The sequence below is a fragment of the Ruegeria sp. CH11 genome (assembly GCF_056537105.1).
On record NZ_JBQFQX010000010.1, the window covers coordinates 62,220 to 82,543 of the forward strand.

Annotated in this window: 17 protein-coding genes; 10 read left to right on the forward strand and 7 right to left on the reverse strand. The window is 59.1% G+C overall.

What is annotated here, in order from left to right:
* Positions 1 to 92: 92 nt before the first annotated feature.
* On the reverse strand, positions 93 to 1,799 hold the full coding sequence (locus ACR0LX_RS15445; RefSeq protein ID WP_480784475.1) for a peptide ABC transporter substrate-binding protein: 1,707 nt from the start codon (positions 1,797 to 1,799) through the stop codon (positions 93 to 95).
* Positions 1,800 to 2,083: 284 nt separating this feature from the next.
* Between ACR0LX_RS15445 and ACR0LX_RS15450 the strand changes: the two genes are divergently transcribed.
* From ACR0LX_RS15450 to ACR0LX_RS15475, 6 genes are read left to right on the forward strand one after another with little or no spacing between them, the layout of a single operon-like run.
* A complete protein-coding gene (locus ACR0LX_RS15450; protein ID WP_480784476.1) occupies positions 2,084 to 3,904 on the forward strand; it encodes an ABC transporter ATP-binding protein in 1,821 nt (606 codons plus the stop codon).
* Positions 3,905 to 3,910: 6 nt separating this feature from the next.
* On the forward strand, positions 3,911 to 4,720 hold the full coding sequence (locus ACR0LX_RS15455) for a glycosyl transferase (RefSeq protein WP_480573166.1): 810 nt from the start codon (positions 3,911 to 3,913) through the stop codon (positions 4,718 to 4,720).
* 8 nt (positions 4,721 to 4,728) lie between these two features.
* The gene (gene argE / locus ACR0LX_RS15460; protein ID WP_480784477.1) at positions 4,729 to 5,889 is read left to right on the forward strand and encodes an acetylornithine deacetylase; all 1,161 of its coding nucleotides are present in this window, start codon (positions 4,729 to 4,731) and stop codon (positions 5,887 to 5,889) included.
* A gap of 30 nt (positions 5,890 to 5,919) precedes the next feature.
* A complete protein-coding gene (locus ACR0LX_RS15465) occupies positions 5,920 to 7,086 on the forward strand; it encodes a M20 aminoacylase family protein (RefSeq protein ID WP_480573171.1) in 1,167 nt (388 codons plus the stop codon).
* Positions 7,087 to 7,104: 18 nt separating this feature from the next.
* Entirely contained in the window at positions 7,105 to 8,268 is a 1,164-nt protein-coding gene (locus ACR0LX_RS15470) for a M20 aminoacylase family protein (RefSeq protein ID WP_480784478.1), read from the forward strand.
* Between the two features lie 17 nt (positions 8,269 to 8,285).
* The gene (locus ACR0LX_RS15475) at positions 8,286 to 9,449 is read left to right on the forward strand and encodes a M20 aminoacylase family protein (protein WP_480784479.1); all 1,164 of its coding nucleotides are present in this window, start codon (positions 8,286 to 8,288) and stop codon (positions 9,447 to 9,449) included.
* A gap of 45 nt (positions 9,450 to 9,494) precedes the next feature.
* Here the strand turns inward: ACR0LX_RS15475 and ACR0LX_RS15480 are convergent, their stop codons facing one another.
* A complete protein-coding gene (locus ACR0LX_RS15480) occupies positions 9,495 to 10,820 on the reverse strand; it encodes a 3-deoxy-D-manno-octulosonic acid transferase (protein WP_480784480.1) in 1,326 nt (441 codons plus the stop codon).
* 1 nt (position 10,821) lies between these two features.
* On the reverse strand, positions 10,822 to 11,829 hold the full coding sequence (gene moaA, locus ACR0LX_RS15485; protein ID WP_480573183.1) for a GTP 3',8-cyclase MoaA: 1,008 nt from the start codon (positions 11,827 to 11,829) through the stop codon (positions 10,822 to 10,824).
* A 102-nt stretch (positions 11,830 to 11,931) separates the two neighbouring features.
* Here moaA and ACR0LX_RS15490 point away from each other — a divergent pair, with 102 nt between their 5' ends.
* Positions 11,932 to 12,342: a hypothetical protein gene (locus ACR0LX_RS15490; protein ID WP_480784481.1), complete on the forward strand. Its 411-nt coding sequence runs from the start codon at positions 11,932 to 11,934 to the stop codon at positions 12,340 to 12,342.
* On the opposite strand, the gene ACR0LX_RS15495 is transcribed toward ACR0LX_RS15490, so the two are convergent.
* The 3 genes from ACR0LX_RS15495 to glmU are packed head-to-tail and all read right to left on the reverse strand — an operon-like array spanning position 12,339 to position 16,210.
* Positions 12,339 to 13,031, reverse strand: coding sequence for a DNA alkylation repair protein (locus tag ACR0LX_RS15495; RefSeq protein ID WP_480784482.1), 693 nt, complete (start codon positions 13,029 to 13,031; stop codon positions 12,339 to 12,341). The two genes, ACR0LX_RS15490 and ACR0LX_RS15495, sit on opposite strands and share 4 nt — an antisense overlap.
* The gene (gene glmS, locus ACR0LX_RS15500) at positions 13,028 to 14,851 is read right to left on the reverse strand and encodes a glutamine--fructose-6-phosphate transaminase (isomerizing) (RefSeq protein ID WP_480784483.1); all 1,824 of its coding nucleotides are present in this window, start codon (positions 14,849 to 14,851) and stop codon (positions 13,028 to 13,030) included. The genes ACR0LX_RS15495 and glmS overlap by 4 nt, the downstream gene beginning before the upstream one ends.
* A 3-nt stretch (positions 14,852 to 14,854) precedes the next feature.
* The gene (gene glmU, locus ACR0LX_RS15505; RefSeq protein ID WP_480784484.1) at positions 14,855 to 16,210 is read right to left on the reverse strand and encodes a bifunctional UDP-N-acetylglucosamine diphosphorylase/glucosamine-1-phosphate N-acetyltransferase GlmU; all 1,356 of its coding nucleotides are present in this window, start codon (positions 16,208 to 16,210) and stop codon (positions 14,855 to 14,857) included.
* A 133-nt stretch (positions 16,211 to 16,343) separates the two neighbouring features.
* Between glmU and ACR0LX_RS15510 the strand changes: the two genes are divergently transcribed.
* From ACR0LX_RS15510 to ACR0LX_RS15520, 3 genes are all read left to right on the forward strand, one after another.
* Positions 16,344 to 17,015, forward strand: coding sequence for an HAD-IA family hydrolase (locus tag ACR0LX_RS15510; RefSeq protein ID WP_480784485.1), 672 nt, complete (start codon positions 16,344 to 16,346; stop codon positions 17,013 to 17,015).
* A 39-nt stretch (positions 17,016 to 17,054) separates the two neighbouring features.
* Entirely contained in the window at positions 17,055 to 18,245 is a 1,191-nt protein-coding gene (locus ACR0LX_RS15515) for a DegT/DnrJ/EryC1/StrS family aminotransferase (protein ID WP_480784486.1), read from the forward strand.
* A 166-nt stretch (positions 18,246 to 18,411) separates the two neighbouring features.
* Entirely contained in the window at positions 18,412 to 19,575 is a 1,164-nt protein-coding gene (locus tag ACR0LX_RS15520; protein ID WP_480784487.1) for an isovaleryl-CoA dehydrogenase, read from the forward strand.
* Between the two features lie 47 nt (positions 19,576 to 19,622).
* Here ACR0LX_RS15520 and ACR0LX_RS15525 read toward each other — a convergent pair whose 3' ends face one another.
* Positions 19,623 to 20,228: an OmpW/AlkL family protein gene (locus ACR0LX_RS15525; RefSeq protein ID WP_480784488.1), complete on the reverse strand. Its 606-nt coding sequence runs from the start codon at positions 20,226 to 20,228 to the stop codon at positions 19,623 to 19,625.
* Between the last annotated feature and the right edge of the window lie 96 nt (positions 20,229 to 20,324).

Below are 20,324 nucleotides of genomic sequence, written 5' to 3' on the forward strand. Positions count from 1 at the left end.
AGAGGCGCCTTTATATGCGTCTTCTTGTTGGAGTGGTGTGCAATTGACCGCGCCCCGATATGGATCGGGGCGCGGCTTTGCAAGATTAAAGCTTAGGAACCGGTCTTGCGGTGCCAGTCCGCAATGTTCCACAGCTCGCTGTCCCAAACGTTCAGGACAACTCCACCCAGAGAGTTTGCGTGCGCCGACAGACGACCACGGTGAACCAGCGGGATCATACCGCCGTTTTCTACCATGATGTCGTTCAGCTTTTTCGCGATTTCAGCACGCGCTTCCAGACCGGCGGTTTCGGCCAGCTGACCATGCAGCTTGTCGAACTCTTCGTTGCAGAAGCGGCTGATGTTCTCACCCTGCCACTGCGTGTCCGGACGCGGGGCCTTGTCGCACAAACCGTTGCCCAGATAGGACTGCGGGTCGGTGCCGTTGAAGGTGTTGGCGTACATCTCAACGTCTGCATAGAACTTCTGGAACGTGTCAGGCGAGCCCGGATCACCACCGAAGAAGACCGAAGCGTTGAGGTTGCGCAGTTCGGATTCGATACCGATCTGGCTCCACCATTCCTTGATCAGCGCCTGAAAGTCCTGACGGACGGCATTTGTCGATGTCTGGTAGACAACTTTCAGCGGTACACCATCTTTTTCGCGCACACCGTCGCCGTCGGTGTCAACGATGCCTGCCTCGTCGAGCAGCGCGTTGGCGCCGTCGATATCCTGCGTGTCACAGGTCATTGAGGTCGAGTTGAACGCAGCGGGGGCGGGAACCCAGTTACAGGTCACTTTGCCTGCCTGGCCATAGCCGATTTCAACCAGCAACGGGCGATCGATGGCCATGGACATCGCTTTGTAAACCGCCGGGTCCTGCAGGAACGGGTGCGGATGGGCAGCTGTCGACCGCTCGCCTTCCGGCAGGTCGGGCGACGGGTTGGTCTGGTTTAGCATGATGCGCTCGACCAGTGGGCCAAAGCCTGCAACCGGCGTACCTTTGCCGCCTTCCTGCATCTGCGCAATCACTTCGGGCGCCAGCTGCAGGTTCCAGGCATAATCGAACTCGCCTGTTTCCATGACAGCACGGCCAGCCGCGGTCGCATCACCACCGCCTTTGAAGGTCACAGTCGCGAATGCAGGCTTGTCCGGATCACGATAGTTGTCGTTGGCCTTGAAGGTGATCACGTCATTCGGCTTGAATTCGGTGACGACAAACGGGCCAGTGCCGATCGGGTTAAAGTTCTGATCGGTGCATTCAGGGGCTTTCGCGCCCACACAATCCGCGAACTGAGCAGCCTGAATGATCGGGCTTTCACCGCCTACAAAGGGTCCGTAGGGGAACGGGGTCGGGGCGTCGAATGTGACCTTGACGGTCAGATCGTCCAACGCCTCAACCGATGTGACACCTTCGAACTTGGTGACCTGTGCGCAGCCGCCTTCGGGGTGCATGCAGTAGTCAGCGGTGAATTTCACATCCGCCGAGGTGAACGGCGTTCCGTCCGACCAGGTGATTCCCGGTGCGATTTTCCAGGTGATCGAGGTCAGATCTTCGCTGACGCCACCATTTTCAACAGTAGGAATCTCTGAGGCCAGATACGGCACCATATTGCCGTCTTGGTCATAGCGGGCGAGGGGCTCGATCACCAGAGACGCTGATTCTACGTCTTTGGTGCCGCCGGACAAGAAGGGGTTCAGGATCGATGGGGCCTGCCAGTAAATGATGCTGACATTGCCGTCCGATCCGCGCTCGGCAAAGGCCATCGGGGCCATCGCCGTGCTTGCAATCGCACCGAGCAAAAGTGTTTTGATCTTCATTATACACTCCCAAATTGGACACGAACGTGTCTCGATTATTTCCGCAATGCCTGCGGACTTGGCGTTGCCGCACTGTGGGTAAATCTCTGACATGCAAAGACAAAGCGGTTCACGTTTCGTGAAACTCGCCCTCTCCCAAAGGCGGTTACGTCGGGTATCGAAACAGAACTTCAAAAAAAAGCAAGTGGTGCCGTCGCGAAATTCAGCAATGGGTTTGACTTTTCCGGCGCTGCCGCCTTAGCGTTTGGCATTCAGAACAAAAAGACGCCAAGGGGAGCGCGCGCGTGCTGGATCAGCCTATTGCCCAGATCAAGAAACTGCGGGTCGAATTTCAGACAAAGGACGGACCGGTTGTCGGCGTCGAGGATGTTTCGTTCGAGGTAAATCCCGGCGAAACCGTTTGTATCGTTGGGGAATCAGGGTCGGGCAAGTCCGTTTCGTCGCTGTCCTTGATGCGTCTGGTCGAGTTCGGCGGGGGCGAGATCGCGGGCGGTGAATTGCTGTTTGATCGTCGCGACGGCGACGAGATGGACCTGTCGAATGCCGATCAGGATCTGATGAAACAGATTCGCGGCAACGAGATCGGAATGATATTTCAGGAGCCGATGACCGCCCTGAACCCCGTTTTCACCGTGGGCCGGCAGCTGACCGAAGGTCTGCGCATTCACAAGAACATGACCAAAGGAGAGGCCGAAGAACGTGCGCTGGAATTGCTGCGTCAGGTCCGCATCCCCGAACCCGAGCGCCGGCTGAAGCAATATCCGCATGAACTGTCAGGCGGTATGCGCCAGCGTGTGGTCATCGCCATGGCGATGGCCTGCGAGCCGCGCCTGCTGATCGCCGATGAACCGACCACTGCTCTGGACGTGACCATTCAGGCCGAGATTTTGGCCTTGATGGACCGGCTCAAGCGGGAAACCGGGACTGCGGTGATGTTCATCACCCATGACATGGCGGTCGTCGCGCAGATGGCCGACCGGGTTGTCGTCATGTTCCGTGGCAACAAGGTCGAAGAGGGCACGGTCAACGAGATCTTCGAGAACCCTCAGCATGACTACACCAAAGCTCTGTTGGCCGCTGTGCCGAAGCTGGGCGAGATGCAGGGTAAATCCGCGCCCGAGCCAATGAAACTGCTGGGTGTCGACGGCCAGACCATCGCTCCGATTCCGGGCACCGAAGAGGTGTTGCTGACGGTCAAGAACCTGACAACGCGGTTCCCGGTCAAAGGTGGGTTGCTACGGCGAACGATTTCGAACGTTCACGCGGTCGAGGATGTGTCTTTCACGCTGAACAAAGGCCAGACGCTAAGTCTTGTGGGCGAATCCGGCTGCGGTAAATCCTCGGCAGGGCGGTCGATCCTGCGACTGGTCGAGCCGCTATTTGGTGAAATCGATCTGGACGGCGTCGATATCATGAAGCTGGACCCTGGCGGTTTGCGTAAGGCGCGGCTGGACATGCAGATGATCTTTCAAGATCCGTTTGCGTCCTTGAACCCGCAGATGCAACTGGTCGATCAGGTTGCGGAGCCGATGCGCAACTACGGCGTGGCGTCCGGGTCCGAGATGCAGGACCGTGTTGCACAACTGTTCGACAAAGTGCAGTTGCCGCGCAGCTTCATGCGCCGGTTCCCGCATGAGATGTCGGGCGGTCAGCGCCAACGCATCGCCATCGCGCGCGCTCTGGCCCTCAATCCCAAACTGATTGTCGCGGATGAGGCGGTCTCGGCGCTGGATGTTTCGGTTCAGGCGCAGGTGCTGAACCTGATGATGGAACTGCAATCCGAACTGGGCCTGTCCTATCTGTTCATCAGCCATGACATGGCCGTGGTCGAACGCGTTAGCCACTATGTCGGTGTCATGTATCTGGGCCGGATTGTCGAGATGGGTCCCCGCGCGCGCGTTTTTGAGAACCCTCAGCACCCCTATACTCAGGCGCTGATGAAGGCGGTGCCGATTGCCGACCCGAACAAGCGCAAATCGGAAAAAGACCTGAATTTCAAGCCAATTCCGTCGCCCATCCACCCGATCGGATATGAGCCCGAGCCGTCAATCTATCGCGAGGTCGAACCGCGCCACTTTGTGCTCGAGACCGATAGCGGTTACTAGGGCGCTATGAAAAAGCAAATTATCTGTATCAACTGGGGCACCAAGTACGGGCCGAATTATATCAACCGGTTGTATGGCATGGTGGCGCGCAACATCACGCCGCCTTTTTCCTTCACCTGCTTCACGGATTCGCGCGAAGGCGTCCGGCCAGAAGTACAGTGCGAGGATTTGCCTGAGGTCGATTATGACATGCCGGTCGGCGTCATCGGAAAATGGCCTAAATCCCGGTTGTGGAGCGAAAAGCTGGGCTCGCTCAGTGGTCCGGTTCTGTTTCTGGATCTCGATATTGTCATCACCGGGTCGCTGGATTTGTTCTTTGAAATCGGTGAAGAAGACGATGTGGTTATGGCCAGAAACCCTACAACCCCGTTCGAGCGTCTGGGCCAGACCTCGTTGTTTCGGTTTCCGGTTGGCAAGCTTGCACCAATGCAGCAGGCCTTTCGCAAGGACCCTCAGAAAATCGCCGAGAAATTCCGGTTCGAACAGCGGTATGTCACCCGGAACGCGCCGGGTGGCGTCAAGTTCTTTCCGCGCTGGGCAGTGCAGCAGTTCAGTCACGACTGCGTCTGGACCTTTCCGCTGAACCTTGTGATGACGCCGCGGCTGCCGAAACGGGCGCGTGTTGTTATCTTCGCTGGTGCCAATGATCCCGAGAACGCCATATTGGGGCGATGGACTCGTCGGCATACCGCTGGTTCGCTCGGCACCTATTGGGCGGCACGACATGAGCGAAAATCGAAGGAAAAGAATGAGTTACGGTATCTTCGCCACTTTATCAAACCGGCGAAGTGGATCGAACAGCATTGGGTGGGCTAGGCCGGAACATGAGATTGTCGCCAAAGGAAATTCTGGATCAGCTTGTTTCGTTTCCAACCGTCAGTCGCGACACCAATCTGCCGTTGGTTGAATGGGTTGCGACCTACCTGAAATCTCACGGGATCGAGCCCCATGTCTGGCCGGACCCCGATCAGCCGCACAAGGCGGCGGTTTTCGCCCATGTCGGACCATGGGAAGAGGGCGCGGTCGTGCTGTCCGGGCACACGGATGTGGTCCCGATAGATGGGCAACCCTGGGACACTGACCCGTTCACCGTTACGCAACGAGACGGCAAATATTTCGGCCGTGGCACTTGCGACATGAAGGGCTTTGACGCCATGGCCATCTGGGCCTTGGTCGAGGCGCAATACGCGAATGTAAAACGCCCTCTGCAGCTGGCGCTGAGCTTCGATGAAGAGGTCGGTTGCACCGGTGCGCCACCGATGATCGAGGCGATGCAAAAAGTGCTGCCAAAGGGGGCCGCCGTCATCGTGGGCGAGCCGTCGATGATGCAGGCAGTCACAGGCCACAAGGGCGGGTTCGGCTACGACACGCATATCGTCGGGTTCGAGGTTCACAGCTCGATCATGCACACCGGCGTCAATGCCGTGATGGAAGCAGCGCCGCTGATCAACTGGGCGAACGAACAGAACGCCCACAACATGGCGGCCAAGCCCAGCGACGTCGCGTCGATGTTCGATCCACCCTGGACCACCGTTCATGTGGGCATGATCGAAGGCGGTACCGCCCACAATATCACCGCGAAAGATTGCCGGTTCATGATGGATTTTCGGACTGTCCCCGGCGAGCAGCAAGCCGATTGGCGCGACGCCTATTTCCAGCAGGTCCGCGACGCTGAGGCGCGCATGCAGGCGGTTCATCCGGAGGCGCGGATCGAGCTTTCCGAACATTTCGCGATCCCGGGTTTGGTACCGGAACAGGATGGCGAGGCCGAGGCGCTTGTACGGGCGCTGACCGGCGACAACGCCACACACGTGGTCAGCTACGGCACCGAAGCAGGCCAGTTTCAGGAGGCCGGGTATTCGGCAGTTATCTGCGGCCCGGGAGATATCGCGCAGGCCCATCAGCCAAACGAATTCATCACGATCGAACAATTCAACGCGGGTCACGCGTTCATGGGGCGATTGGTCGAGCGATTGAAAGTCTGATCGTTCGCCGCGCAGCAAGGGAGATTGCAAATGCCAGTCAAGAACCGTCTTGCGGAAATGCATGAAGAAATCACCAAGTGGCGCCGCCATCTGCATGCCCATCCCGAACTGATGTATGACGTCCACGAAACCGCTGCTTTTGTTCAGGATCGCCTGAAGGCTTTTGGCGTGGACGAGATTACTCCGGGCATTGGCAAGACCGGTGTCGTCGGTGTCATCAAGGGGCGTGAGGATACGCAAGGCCGGGTTATCGGCCTGCGCGCGGATATGGACGCGTTGCCGATTGAAGAGGCAACGGGGCTCGACTATGCCTCGACGGTTTCGGGCAAGATGCATGCTTGCGGGCATGACGGGCATACCTCGATGCTGTTGGGGGCGGCGCAGTACCTTGCTGAGACGCGGAATTTCGATGGCACCGTGGTGCTGATTTTCCAACCGGCTGAAGAAGGCGGCGCGGGTGGGCTTGCCATGTGCCAGGACGGGTTGATGGAGCGTTGGGGCATTCAGGAAGTCTATGGAATGCACAACATGCCCGGAATACCACTCGGCGAATTTGCGATCCGTCCCGGTGCGTTGTTGGCTTCGTCCGATGAGTTCGAAATTCTGGTGACCGGTAAGGGCGGGCATGCGGCCACGCCCCACGACGCGGTCGACACGACGCTGGTCGCATCTCATATTGTTGTTGCCTTGCAGTCGGTTGTGGCGCGTACTGTGGACCCGATCAAACGTGTCGTGCTGACGGTTGGAACATTTGAGACCGACAGCGCCGCCTCGAATGTCATTGCGCACACCGTGCGGATGCAGGGAACAGTTCGGACACTCGACCCCGAATACCGCGGAATCGCCGAAGAACGCGTCCGGCGGATTGCGGAAGATACCGCATCTGCATTTGGGGCGTCGGCGCAGGTCACCTGGAAGCCGGGCTATCCGGTCACCGTGAACTCCGAGGCTGAAACCGGCTATGCGGCCGAGGCTGCGCAAGCAGTGGCAGGCAAGGTTCACGACAACACCGATCCGATCATGCCCTCGGAAGATTTTGCTTACATGCTTGAAGAACGGCCCGGAGCCTACATCTTTATCGGGAACGGGGACACGGCGATGTGCCACCACCCGGAATACAATTTCGACGACGACGCGATTCCCGCCGGGTGCAGCTGGTTTGCTGAACTGGTCGAGCGAAGACTGCCCGTCGGCTGACACACTGCGGAGGACCACATGCCGATCAAGAACCGTCTTGCGGAAATGCATCAAGAGATCACCGCTTGGCGGCGTGATATCCATGCGAATCCTGAAATCCTCTATGACACTCATCGCACCAGCGCGCTGGTTGCGGAAAAGCTGTCCGAGTTTGGTTGCGACGAGGTGGTGACCGGAATTGGCCGAACCGGCGTTGTCGGTGTCATCAAGGGCAAGACCGATACACAGGGGCGTGTGATTGGGCTGCGTGCGGATATGGACGCGTTGCCGATGCAGGAACAGACCGGTCTGGAGTATGCGTCCAAGACCGATGGTGCGATGCATGCCTGCGGACATGATGGCCACACCGCGATGGTTCTGGGGGCTGCCAAATATCTGACCGAGACGCGAAATTTCGACGGCACCGCCATCGTGATCTTCCAGCCTGCCGAAGAAGGCGGCAATGGGGCCGAGGCGATGTGCAAGGACGGGTTGATGGACCGTTTCGGTATTCAGGAAGTTTACGCCATGCACAACGTGCCCGGTGTGCCCGCCGGGCAGTTTGCCATCCGATCTGGCCCGTTGCTGGCGGCGGCGGACGAGTTCGATATCCAGCTCGAAGGTCGCGGTGGGCATGCGGCCAAGCCGCATGAAACTGTCGATACCACGGTGTTGTTGTCGCAAGTTATCGTGGCGTTGCAAACCATCGTATCGCGCAATGCCGATCCGATCTTGCAGGCCGTTCTGTCTGTCACCTCGGTCGAGACCTCTTCGAACGCGTTCAACGTGATCCCTCAGTCGGCGCGGGTGCGTGGAACCGTACGGACCCATGCAAATGAGATGCGGACGCTTATCGAAACACGACTGAATGAGGTCGTGCAGGGCATCGCGCAGACATTCGGGGGCACGGCTTCGGTCAGTTACAAGCGCGGGGTGCCGGTCACGATCAACGCCGAAGAGCAGACCGGATATGCCGCTGACGCTGCCATTTCGGTTGGTGGCAGTTGCGACGAGGCACCGATGGTGATGGGGGGCGAGGATTTCTCGTTCATGCTGGAGGAACGCCCGGGCGCTTTCATCGTTCTGGGCAATGGTGACAGCGCCGGATTGCACCATCCCGAATACAATTTCAACGACGAGATCATCCCGATGGGATGCTCGTGGTTTGCCGAAATGGTCGAGCGCCGGATGCCGGCGGCTTGAGATAGGAGAGAGAAGAGATGCCAGTCAAAAACCGCTTTGCCGAATTGCAGGACGAGATCACCGCGTGGCGACGGGATATTCACGAAAATCCCGAGATCCTGTTCGAAACCCATCGCACAAGCGCGCTGGTTGCGGACAAGCTGAAAGAGTTCGGTTGCGATGAGGTCGTGACCGGAATTGGCCGCACAGGCGTTGTTGGCGTGATCAAGGGCAAGTCCGACAGCAAAGGCAAAGTGATCGGATTGCGCGCCGACATGGACGCCTTGCCGATCCACGAAGCAACCGGGCTGGACTATGCCTCAAAAACCGATGGCGCAATGCATGCATGCGGACATGATGGACACACGGCGATGCTGTTGGGTGCGGCCAAATATCTGTCTGAGACGCGCAATTTCGATGGAACGGTTGTGGTGATCTTCCAGCCGGCCGAAGAAGGCGGTGGCGGCGGCAAGGAGATGTGTGATGACGGTATGATGGATCGCTGGAATATTCAGGAGGTCTATGGGATGCACAATTGGCCGGGCAACCCGGTCGGCAGCTTCTCGATACGTCCGGGATCGTTCTTTGCGGCGACCGACCAGTTCGACATCACCTTTGAAGGGCGCGGCGGGCATGCGGCGAAACCGCACGAGACCGTGGACACGACCGTGATGACGGCGCAGGCGGTTCTGGCATTGCAGACCATCGCCTCGCGCAATGCTGACCCGATCGACCAGATTGTGGTTTCGGTGACGTCGTTCGAAACTTCGTCCAAAGCGTTCAACGTGATCCCGCAAACGGTGCAGATCAAAGGCACGGTACGTACCATGAGCAAGGAAATGCGCGATCTGGCCGAGCAGCGGATCAACGAAATCTGCACCGGTGTCGCTGCGACCTTCGGTGGTACAGCGGTCGTGACTTACATGCGCGGATACCCGGTGATGGTGAACAGCGACGAGCAGACCGATTTCGCTGCCGAAGTTGCCCGTTCGGTATCCGGGGCCTGCGAAGAGGCGCCGCTGGTTATGGGAGGCGAGGATTTTGCCTTTATGCTGAACGAGCGTCCCGGCGCCTATATTCTGGTCGGCAATGGTGATACCGCAAGGGTTCATCATCCCGAGTATAATTTCAACGATGAGGCCATCCCTGCCGGGTGCAGCTGGTGGGCCGAGATCGTGGAACAACGGATGCCGGCGGCTTGAACTAAGTGTTCGTGGGGGCTCTGCCCCCACACCACCGAGATGCTTTTAGCCAGATGAAGCTGGATTCGGGGACGGGTCGAGCCTCAGATGCGTGCACAATGTGTCGATGACAGCTTCAAGAGCACTGTCTTGCTTGTTCACACTCGACCGGATCGCGGCGCGCGCGCCGTCGAGAGCGGTCGCGTCAGACAACCAATTGGCGACCGCACCAGTCAGTTCCGAGGCGCTTCTGATTTCTATCGCAGCGCCGGACCTGATCAGCGGGGCGAAGGTTTCGGCAAAGTTGAAATAGCCCGGGCCGGTGATCACCGCTGCGCCAGCCTGTGCCGGTTCGAACGGATTGTGTCCACCGATTTCCTTGAGCGAGCCGCCCAGAAACACGATTGGACAGAGCGCATACCAGGTTCCGGTTTCGCCCAGCGTGTCTGCAATATAGACCTGCGTTTCGGCAGCGATGGCTTGCCCAGCGCTTCGCAAAGCGTAAGCCAGGCCAGCTTTACTGGCGCATTCTGCAACGTCTCTGCGGCGTTCCGGGTGCCGAGGGATCAACAGCAGCAGCAAGTTGGGCCATTGTTTCAACAACTCAGAATGCGCGGCCAGAACAGTCTCTTCTTCACCTGCATGGGTCGAACTCGCGATCCAGACTGGACGATTTTCCGTCTGTGCCCGAATGTCGTTCAACGTTGCCGTGTCGACCGGCAGCGGGTCTGACATGGCTTTGAGATTGGTGCCCGGTTGTACCCGGTCCCGAGCCGCGCCCATGGCGATCAGATTGGCTGCGGTTTGGTCATTCTGAGTCAGAAACAGGCGAAAGTGATCGAGAATGAAGGCGGCCGTTTTGGGGCGCCTCTTCCAACCGGCGACCGATTTCTCGGACAGCCGTGCGTTGAGCAATGCAAGCGGCGTGCCGCGCCGGGCCGTTTCGACGATCAGCCGCGGCCAGATTTCGCTTTCGACAAAGACCCCCGCATCGGGTTGCCAGTGATCCAGGAACCGCCGGACCGGGCGGGCTGTATCCAGCGGGGGATATTGATGGCGCGTGCGCGGTGGCATACGTTTTTCGATCAGCGCCGCAGAGGTCGGCGTGCCCGAAGTGATCAGAAACTCGGCATCCGGCAGGCGGTTCCCCAACCGTTTGATCAGGCTGAGAACGGACAGGCTTTCGCCGACACTGGCGGCGTGGAACCAAATCAGGCGTCCTTCGGGACGGGGTAGGCTGGCGCGGCCCAGCCTTTCCCGCTGTCTTTCAGGTGCAACACCTGCAGCTTCAAGCTTTTTGCGAACGGTTCGCCAAGCGATTGGAGCCGCGACCGCCGTCAACCCGCAATACAGCCGATAAAGCAGCGTCGGGCGCTCATTCTGCAAGGGCATGTCAGCCGCCTGTATGGCTCATGTGGCGGCTCATCTGACCATCCACAGCCTGACGGGAATAGTCAAAGTCGTGACCCTTGGGCTTGTGGCTGATGGCGGCACGAATGGCGTCTTCCAGCGGTTGATCGGTATCAGGGTGATCACGCAGAGCGCCGCGCAGGTCGGCCATGTCCTCTTGCCCGAGGCACATGTACAACTCACCGGTGCAGGTCAGCCGCACACGGTTGCAGCTTTCGCAGAAATTGTGGCTGAGCGGCGTGATGAATCCGATTTTCTGCCCAGTTTCCTCAAGCCTGACATAGCGCGCGGGACCGCCGGAGCGCTCGGCCAGATCGGTCACGGCGTAGTGGTTTTCGTATTCCCGGCGCACATCCTTTAGGGACCAGTACTGATCCAGCCGGTCTTCGTTGCCGATATCGCCCATCGGCATGACCTCGATCCAGGTCAGATCCATATCGCGTTCGGCGCACCATTCGGTGATCCGTGGCAGTTCCGGTTCGTTGAACCCCTTCAACGCGACGGCGTTGATCTTGATCCGCAAACCGGCCTTTTGTGCCGCATCTATGCCGTTTAGCACCTGTTTCAGCCGACCCCAGCGCGTGACCTTGGCGAACTTGTCATCGTCGAGCGTATCCAATGAGATGTTCACCCGGCGAACCCCGGCCGCATAAAGATCATCGGCAAAGCGATGCAGCTGCGAGCCATTCGTGGTCAACGTCAATTCCTTGAGCGCGCCGCTTTCCAGATGCCGGGTCATGCTGTTGAAGAAGGTCATGATGTTGCGACGGACCAACGGCTCGCCACCAGTGATCCGAAGCTTTTCGACCCCCATGCCCACGAAGGTCGAGCACATGCGGTCCAACTCTTCCAGCGTCAGCAGGTCTTTCTTGGGCAGAAAAGTCATGTTTTCCGACATGCAATAGACGCAGCGGAAATCGCACCGGTCCGTGACGGAAACGCGGAGATAGGTGATGGCGCGGGCAAACGGGTCGATGAGCGGTGCTGTCATGGCCCATAGGTAAAGCGGCAGCAGGGGACCGGCAAGGGTGAACTGCGCTTTGGGCTGGTACTGCCCGGTTTGGCGGGGTAAATTTCCTGTATGAGACTAGCGTTGCTGGGAATTTGCGTTCTTGTCGCCGGGTGCGAAACCGTTCGGTCTACGTCAGACCGGCTTTTTGGCGGTGCCGAGTCGCAGCCGCAGACACAGCCGACAGCGACAGAAGTAGCTCCCGATGCTCCTCCCGTCGCGACACCCGTTGCAGCGGCGGGATGGAACGGTCCACGAAAGACCATTGCGGGATTGGGTGACCCCAGCACGCCCGGTCGCTGGCTTGAAACACCTTTGGTCGATGTCGAAATGACCTGTCGGGTTGTCGTGCCCAGAACGGGGGCGCAAGCTTACATCACTCTGGTTCCGGGTCCCGGGCCCGCAGGCGGCGGCAGTCGGTTGTCGCTGGACGCGATGCGGGCTTTGTTACTGCCTTTTGACGAATTGGTGGAACTGGAGGTCTACTCCAACTAATCGCGCAGGTACTTGCCGGCTTCTTTGCGGGCAAATGGTTTCATATTGTCGCCATGCTGTTCAAGGAAGGCGATGACCCGTTGCGGATCGTGCTTGGACAGCTCTCGCAGCCACCAGGCGATGGCTTTCTGAATGAACCAGGTGCGATCAGGTACATAGCTGGCGGCCCAGCCCAGAATTCGGTCGCGGCGTTGCAAATCATCCGGTTTGGGGTGGTTTTGCTTGGTCCAGGGCAGCGTCGCGACCAACGCCGCGCGGCGGGTCCACATATGGTCAGACCGTGTCCAAAGGGCGACCTGATCCAAGCGGTCGGGATCGGCCGTCAGCCGTTTCTGCATCGCCATGCAGGCATGATCAGCAACTGCCCAGGCATCAAAATCGGGCAGCCAGCTGTACAACAGGTCCCAGACGGCCTGATCCGGTCGGATGCGTGCCTGTGTCAGCAGTTTTGCCGCAGCCAAGCGACCCTCGTGGATGTTGGTTTGCCACAGCGCATCGGCCAGCGCGACACGCTCATCCACGCCCAGCTGCTGCCGCCAGGATTTTGTCAGATCGTTCAGAATCGGGTTCGCAACGCCCAGATGCGGGCGGGCGGCCTTGTGATAAGCCGCCGCCTGTTCGGCGCGGGCGGGGTCGGCATGGGCTCTGATCTGATCCAGATAGAAATCCAGCTCGACCGCGTCGCTCATTCCACCGTCACCGATTTGGCCAGATTGCGCGGTTGATCCACGTCGGTGCCTTTGGCAACCGCCGTGTGATAGGCCAGTAATTGTGCCGGAAGCGCGTACAGGATCGGTGTCAAACTGGGATGCACATGAGGCATTCGGATCATGTTCCAGACCCCGTCCTGTGCCTCGTCAATGCCGTCGTCGTCAGAGACCAGGATGACCTTGCCCTTGCGCGCCATGACCTCTTGCATATTGGATACGGTCTTGTCGAATACAGCATCCTTGGGCGCCATCACAACGACTGGCATATGCTTGTCGATCAGGGCGATCGGACCGTGTTTCAACTCGCCCGAAGCATAGCCTTCGGCATGTATATAGCTGATTTCCTTGAGTTTCAGTGCCCCTTCCATCGCCAGCGGGTACATCAAGCCACGGCCCAGAAACAGCACGTCACGCGCCTCGGACAGGCGCTGCGCCGATGTTCTGATGGCCGGGTTCTGATCCAGCGCGGCATTCAGAACAGAAGGTAGACCGCGCAGCGCGGCGGCGTGGTCGGATATCGCTTCGGCGCTCAGCGTGCCGCGATCGGTTGCGGCCTTCAGTGCCAGCATCAGAAGAACGCTCAACTGGCACGTGAACGCCTTGGTCGAGGCGACGCCGATTTCCACCCCGGCATGGATCGGCAGAGCCACATCGCTTTCGCGCGCGATCGAGCTTTCGGGGACATTGACGACCGAGACAATCTTGTCCGCCTTGCCTTCGCAATAGCGCAGCGCGGCGAGCGTGTCGGCGGTTTCACCCGATTGGCTGACGAACAGGGCCAGTGTCCGATCCGAAATGGGCGGTTCGCGATAGCGGAACTCGCTGGCGATATCGACCTCTACCGGCATTCCTGCCAGTTGCTCGAACCAGTATTTGGCCGTCAGACAGGCATAAAATGCCGTGCCGCAGGCGACCATGGTCAGACGGTCCAGCTTGGTGAAGTCGATGCCTGCGCCGGGCAGAACCACCTGATCACCCCCGCTGGGCAGGTATGACCTGATCGCTTCGGCCACCACTACGGGTTGCTCGGCGATTTCCTTGGCCATGAAATGCTTGTGCTCGCCCTTGTCGGCACGCGCATGGTCCAGCTTGATCTGGCGGGTTTCGCGGTTGGCAAGCTCACCAGCCTCGTTGCGGATTTCAAGCGATGTGCGGGTCAGGACTGCCCGGTCGCCTTCTTCCAGATAGGTTATCCGATCGGTCAGCGGGGCCAGCGCGATGGCGTCCGAGCCCACATACATCTCGCCATCCCCGTGCCCGATAGCAAGAGGAGAACCCTTGCGCGCAGCAACAATCAGATCGTTTTCGCCGTCGAACAGAAAGGCCAGCGCAAAAGCACCTTCGAGCCGGTCGATGGTCTTGAAAGCGGCTTCGGTCGGGGTCATGCCGCTATTCATGTGGTGCTCGGTCAAAAGCGCGACAGTTTCGGTGTCGGTCTCGGTTTCGAACCCAACACCATGTTCGGCAAGTTCGGCCCTCAGGTCGCGGTAATTCTCGACGATGCCGTTGTGCACAACAGCGACGGGCCCGGCCTTGTGAGGGTGCGCGTTTGTAATCGTAGGCGCACCGTGGGTGGCCCAGCGAGTATGACCGATCCCGGATTTGCCGGGCAGGGGTTCATGCACCAGTAGATCGCTGAGATTGACCAGCTTGCCAACCGCGCGGCGACGGCCCAATGTGCCGTCGTTGACGGTCGCGATCCCGGCGCTGTCATAGCCGCGATATTCAAGGCGTTTCAGCGCCTCGACCAGAATGGGGGCGGCTTCATGCGAGCCCAGAACACCAACAATTCCACACATAAATCAGGCTCCTTTGTCGCGGCGAGCCTTTTTCGCCTTCAGCATCTCAAAAAGTTTGCGCGCATGACCGGGCTTGTTTTCCTGTCGTGCGCGAGCAACGGCAAGCGCGTCGGGTTCTACATCCTTGGTCACAACAGTACCGGTCGCCGTCATCGCGTTGTCGCCCACTGTGACCGGGGCAACCAGCATGGTATTCGATCCGACAAACACGTTTTCACCAATAGTGGTCTTGTGTTTCATAACCCCGTCATAGTTGCAGGTGATCGTACCTGCGCCGATGTTCGAGGCCGCACCCACAGATGCATCACCGATATAGCTAAGATGATTGACCTTGGCGCCCTCGGCAATCTCGGCGTTCTTGATTTCTACGAAATTGCCGATCCGCGTATTCTCGGCCAGTTCGGCCCCTGGGCGCAGACGGGCATAGGGGCCGACTACGGAGCCGCGACTGACATGACAGCCCTCCAGATGCGAAAACGCCCGGATTGTCGCACCAGTTTCGACGGTGACGCCGGGGCCGAAAACGACGTTGGGCTCGATCACCGTGTCGCGGCCAATCACCGTATCCGCGGACAGATAGACCGTGTCGGGAGCCATCAGTGTCACCCCGTCCTGCAATAGCGCGTCGCGCGCACGGGCCTGATATTCGGCATCCGCAGCGGCCAGATCGGCGCGCGAATCCACACCCAGCGTTTCGGCCTCGTCACATTTGATCGCGGTGGCTTTCAGCCCGCGCGCATTGGCCAGCGCCGCCAGTTCCGTCAGATAATACTCGCCCGATGCGTTTTCGTTACTGACCTGATCGATCAGGTCGAACAGCAGTTCGGCATCACAGGCCAACAATCCGCTGTTGGTAAAGCGGATGGCGCGCTGTTCTTCCGTGGCGTCCTTGTATTCGACAATCTCGACCAGCCGGTCCCCATCCATGATCAGCCGCCCATAGCGGGGCTGAACTTCGGCAATGTCAAAGCCCAACATGACCAGATCAAAAGATTTGCGGGCTTCGATCATCCGTTCAAGGGTGGCAGGGTCGATAAAGGGCGTGTCGCCGTAAAGGACGATGACGTCGCCTTTGAAATCGGCCAATGCCTCGCGCGCCTGCGCAACCGCGTGTGCGGTGCCCAGCTGTTCTTTCTGAACGGCGATCCGGGCAGTTTCATCTTCTGCCCTGGCCGCTTTTTCAACGGCTTCGGAACCGTGCCCGGTGACAATCACGGTGCGCTCGGGGGATAGAACGGCACCGGCGCGCATGGCATGAACCAACATTGGGGTCTGTGCAATTGGGTGCAGGACTTTGGGAGTGTCTGAATTCATCCTCGTGCCTTTTCCGGCGGCAAGGATGACAAGGGCGGTGCTCATAAAATCGTTTTCTCTTTTGTTTTGTCGCGGTCCGTTTTATCCGCTGAGGGCAAAGGCGCAAGCGGTTCGGCCATCAAAGAAGATTGCCGATTGCAACACGGTATGGCGGAAAACTGCCGAACGAGGGGATAAAATGCGGACGGTGATCTTTGATCTGGATGGAACTTTGGCGGATACATCCGGCGATTTGCTGGCGGCTGCCAACCATTGTTTTCGCCAGATGGGACATGGGGATGTGCTGGTCCAGGACCAGGACGCGGCGGTTGCATTGCGTGGCGGGCGGATGATGTTGACGCATGGTTTGAAACGGGTCGGAGCCTATCAGGACGACACCGTCGCCGCCTATTACCCTGTTCTGCTCGAGGCATATGAGCAGGCCATCGACAACCATACGCTATTCTATCCCGGCGCGCTCGAGGCGGTGGATGCGCTGAGAACCGCAGGTTATGGTGTCGGCATCTGCACCAACAAGCCCGAAGCTCTGGCCGATCTGTTGTTGACCCGTCTTGGCGTGCGCGACCAGTTCGCGTCTTTGGTGGGGGCCGACACGCTGCCGGTTCGTAAGCCTGACCCCGAACCCCTGCGCGAAGCAGCGCGGCGGGCAGGCGGGCATCCTGACCTGTGCGTGCTGATCGGGGATTCGGATACCGACCGGAACACCGCGCGCGCGGCGGGGGTGCCTTCGGTTCTGGTAACGTTCGGCCCCGCTGGCGACGACATGGCCGCGCTCGAACCCGAGGCGCTGCTGCATCATTTCAATGACTTGCCCGGTTTGGTGCCCGATCTGATCGGTGCGGTGACCTGATACCTTGACGCAAGGCGATTGCGGCACCAGAACAAACCCATGAGAGAAATTTTTACTGGCAGCTTTACGCAGCAGGAACCCATCCCCGAAGACGCGATTGACGCCGCTCTGGCGGTGCTGCGCCATGGCCGGTTGCATCGCTACAATGTAGCACCCGGCGAATTGGGCGAGACAGCGTTGCTGGAACAGGAATTCGCCGCACAGACAGGAGCGAAGTTCTGTTTGGCGGTGTCCTCCGGGGGTTACGCTTTGGCAACGGCCCTGCGGGCGGTTGGGGTCCGGCCCGGAGATCCTGTGCTGACAAACGCCTTCACCCTTGCCCCGGTTCCAGGCGCAATCGCATCGGTCGGAGCGGTGCCTGTGTTTGTTGGTGTGACCGAAGATTTGACCATTGATCTGGACGATCTGGCAGCGAAACTCGACAGAGCGCGGGTACTGATGCTGAGCCATATGCGCGGTCATCTGTGTGATATGGATCGGCTGATGCAAATGTGCGATGCCGCAGGTGTCATCGTCATCGAAGATTGCGCGCACACGATGGGGGCCGCTTGGCGCGGGCAGCTTTCGGGTCGGCAAGGTGCAATTGGGTGCTATTCCTGCCAGACCTACAAGCATGTGAACTCGGGCGAGGGCGGCCTATTGGTCACCGATGACGAAGAGCTTGCGGCCAAAGCGACGATGCTTTCGGGTTCGTATATGCTCTATGAGCGTCATCTGGCGGCGCCGGGGCCGGAGGTGTTCGAGCGGATCAAGTACACGACCCCTAATGTTTCGGGACGGATGGACAATCTGCGCGCCGCGATCCTGCGCCCGCAGCTGCGCGATCTCGACCGGCAGGTCGAACGGTGGAACGTCCGATACAAAGTCATCGAAGATAGGCTGCGCGGAACGCCCGGTTTGACGGTTGTCGACCGGCCGGAAGCAGAGACATTTGTCGGGTCTTCCATCCAGTTCCTGCTGCTCGACTGGCATCCCGAGCGCATAGCCGAAGTGATCCGGCGTTGCGCGGACCGAGGGGTGGAGTTGAAATGGTTCGGTGGTTCTGAACCGACCGGCTTTACCTCGCGCTACGACAGTTGGCGCTATGCAGAAAGTGAACGGATGCCCGAGACGGACCGGATTCTGACCGGGATCATGGACATGCGGGTGCCGCTGACCTTCTCGCTGGAGGATTGTGCTTTGATCGCGCGCATCATCCGGGCCGAGGTTGGTGCTGTCTATCAGTCCTGATCCAGCGGAGTGCGCCAAAGGCGCACGCTTGATCCTTTGAAAACGCCGCCTGTTGGGCGGCGTTTTGCGTGCGGTCGCTGGCGTGCGTCTGAAGATTGACCGCATGGGAAATCGCTGCTATCCATTTATTGAACATTTGTTCATTAACGCGAGGAGAGGAGCGCGCATGTTCACGGCCACGATGAAATTTGATCTGGGAGAAGACGTGAATGCCCTGCGCGAAATGGTGCATCGCTGGGCGCAGGATCGGGTCAAACCGATGGCGGCCGAGATCGATGCATCCAACAGTTTTCCGAACGACCTGTGGAAAGAGATGGGCGATCTTGGGCTTTTGGGCGTGACCGTGCCCGAGGAATATGGCGGCGCGGGCATGTCATATTTGGCGCATACGGTTGCGGTCGAGGAGATTGCGCGGGCCTCAGCCTCGGTTTCCTTGTCTTACGGCGCACATTCCAACCTGTGCGTGAACCAGATCAAACTGAACGGGAGCGGCGAGCAAAAGCAGAAATATCTGCCCCGCCTGATCTCGGGCGATCATGTGGGGGCTTTGGCGATGTCGGAGCCCTCGGCTGGATCGGATGTTGTGTCGATGAAACTGCGCGCCGAAAAGCGCAACGACCATTATCGGCTGAATGGCAACAAATATTGGATCACCAACGGACCGGATGCGGATACGCTGGTGGTGTATGCCAAAACCGACCCGGATGCCGGATCAAAAGGCATCACCGCTTTTCTGATTGAAAAAGAAATGACGGGATTTTCAACCTCGCCCCATTTCGACAAGCTGGGTATGCGGGGGTCGAACACGGCCGAGCTGATCTTTGAGGACGTTGAGGTTCCCTTTGAAAATGTGCTGGGCGAAGAGGGCAGAGGTGTCGCCGTTCTGATGTCAGGCTTGGATTACGAACGCGTGGTTCTGGCAGGGATCGGAACCGGGATCATGGCCTCCTGTCTGGACGAAGTTATGCCCTATCTGGCCGAGCGCAAGCAATTCGGCCAACCCATCGGCAGCTTTCAACTGATGCAGGGCAAAATCGCGGATATGTATACCGCAATGAACTCGGCCCGGGCTTACGTGTACGAAGTTGCAAAAGCCTGTGACCGGGGCGATGTAACCCGACAGGATGCGGCGGCGTGCTGTCTCTATGCCTCGGAGCAGGCGATGGTTCAGGCGCATCAGGCGGTGCAGGCCATGGGCGGCGCCGGGTTCCTGTCGGATGCGCCAGTCAGCCGAATTTTCCGTGATGCCAAGTTGATGGAGATCGGCGCGGGAACCAGCGAAATTCGCCGGATGCTGATCGGGCGCGAAATGATGAGCGAGATGGTCTGAAAAGCGCCTTGCAGATGCGGCTCTGCAAGGCGCGCGTGATCAAAGGATCAGAAGCGATGAACGTAGGACAGGCCAACCAGAATGGGGTCGATCTCGGCTTTGCCGATCTTCGTTCCATCCAGCTTGACGTCCGAGTCGATGTCGAACCAGCGCACGTTCAATCGCACCGCACCCCGTTCCGTGACCATATAGTCCAGACCGGCCTGCACCGAGATGCCGAACGAGTTGTCGACCTTCAGATCGCCCAGCGGCGAGTCCTCGTCGAAGAAGATCGTGTAGTTCAAACCAGCGCCGACATAGGGTTTCCACGCGCTGTTGGTGGGGAAGTGGTAGTTCAGCGACAGGGTCGGCGGCAGGTGTTTGACGCTGCCAGCGTCGACCGAGCCACCAAGCGTGACATCGTGTCTGAACGGCGTCGCCGCCAGAAGTTCGATGCCCAGATTGTCGCGGATAAAATACTCGGCGGTGAAGATCGGCCGCGTGTCCGAGTCGATATCGGCGTCGAGCCCGGCCAGCGTTCCGTTGTCGGATTTGGGGTTCAGGTAACCGACACCAAAGCCGACGGTCCAATCCCCCTGCGATTGAGCGAGGGCGGGTCCAGCCAGCGCGGCAAGTGCGGTCGAAAGGGTCAAAGCGGCGAGTTTGTTGGTCATTTTCGTGCCTTTGGTTTTGTTGACCTCGCAGCAATGGCAACACCTGCGGCGACTGCCTCTGATCTGCATCAAATTGCTGCGAGGAATTCCCTGCGG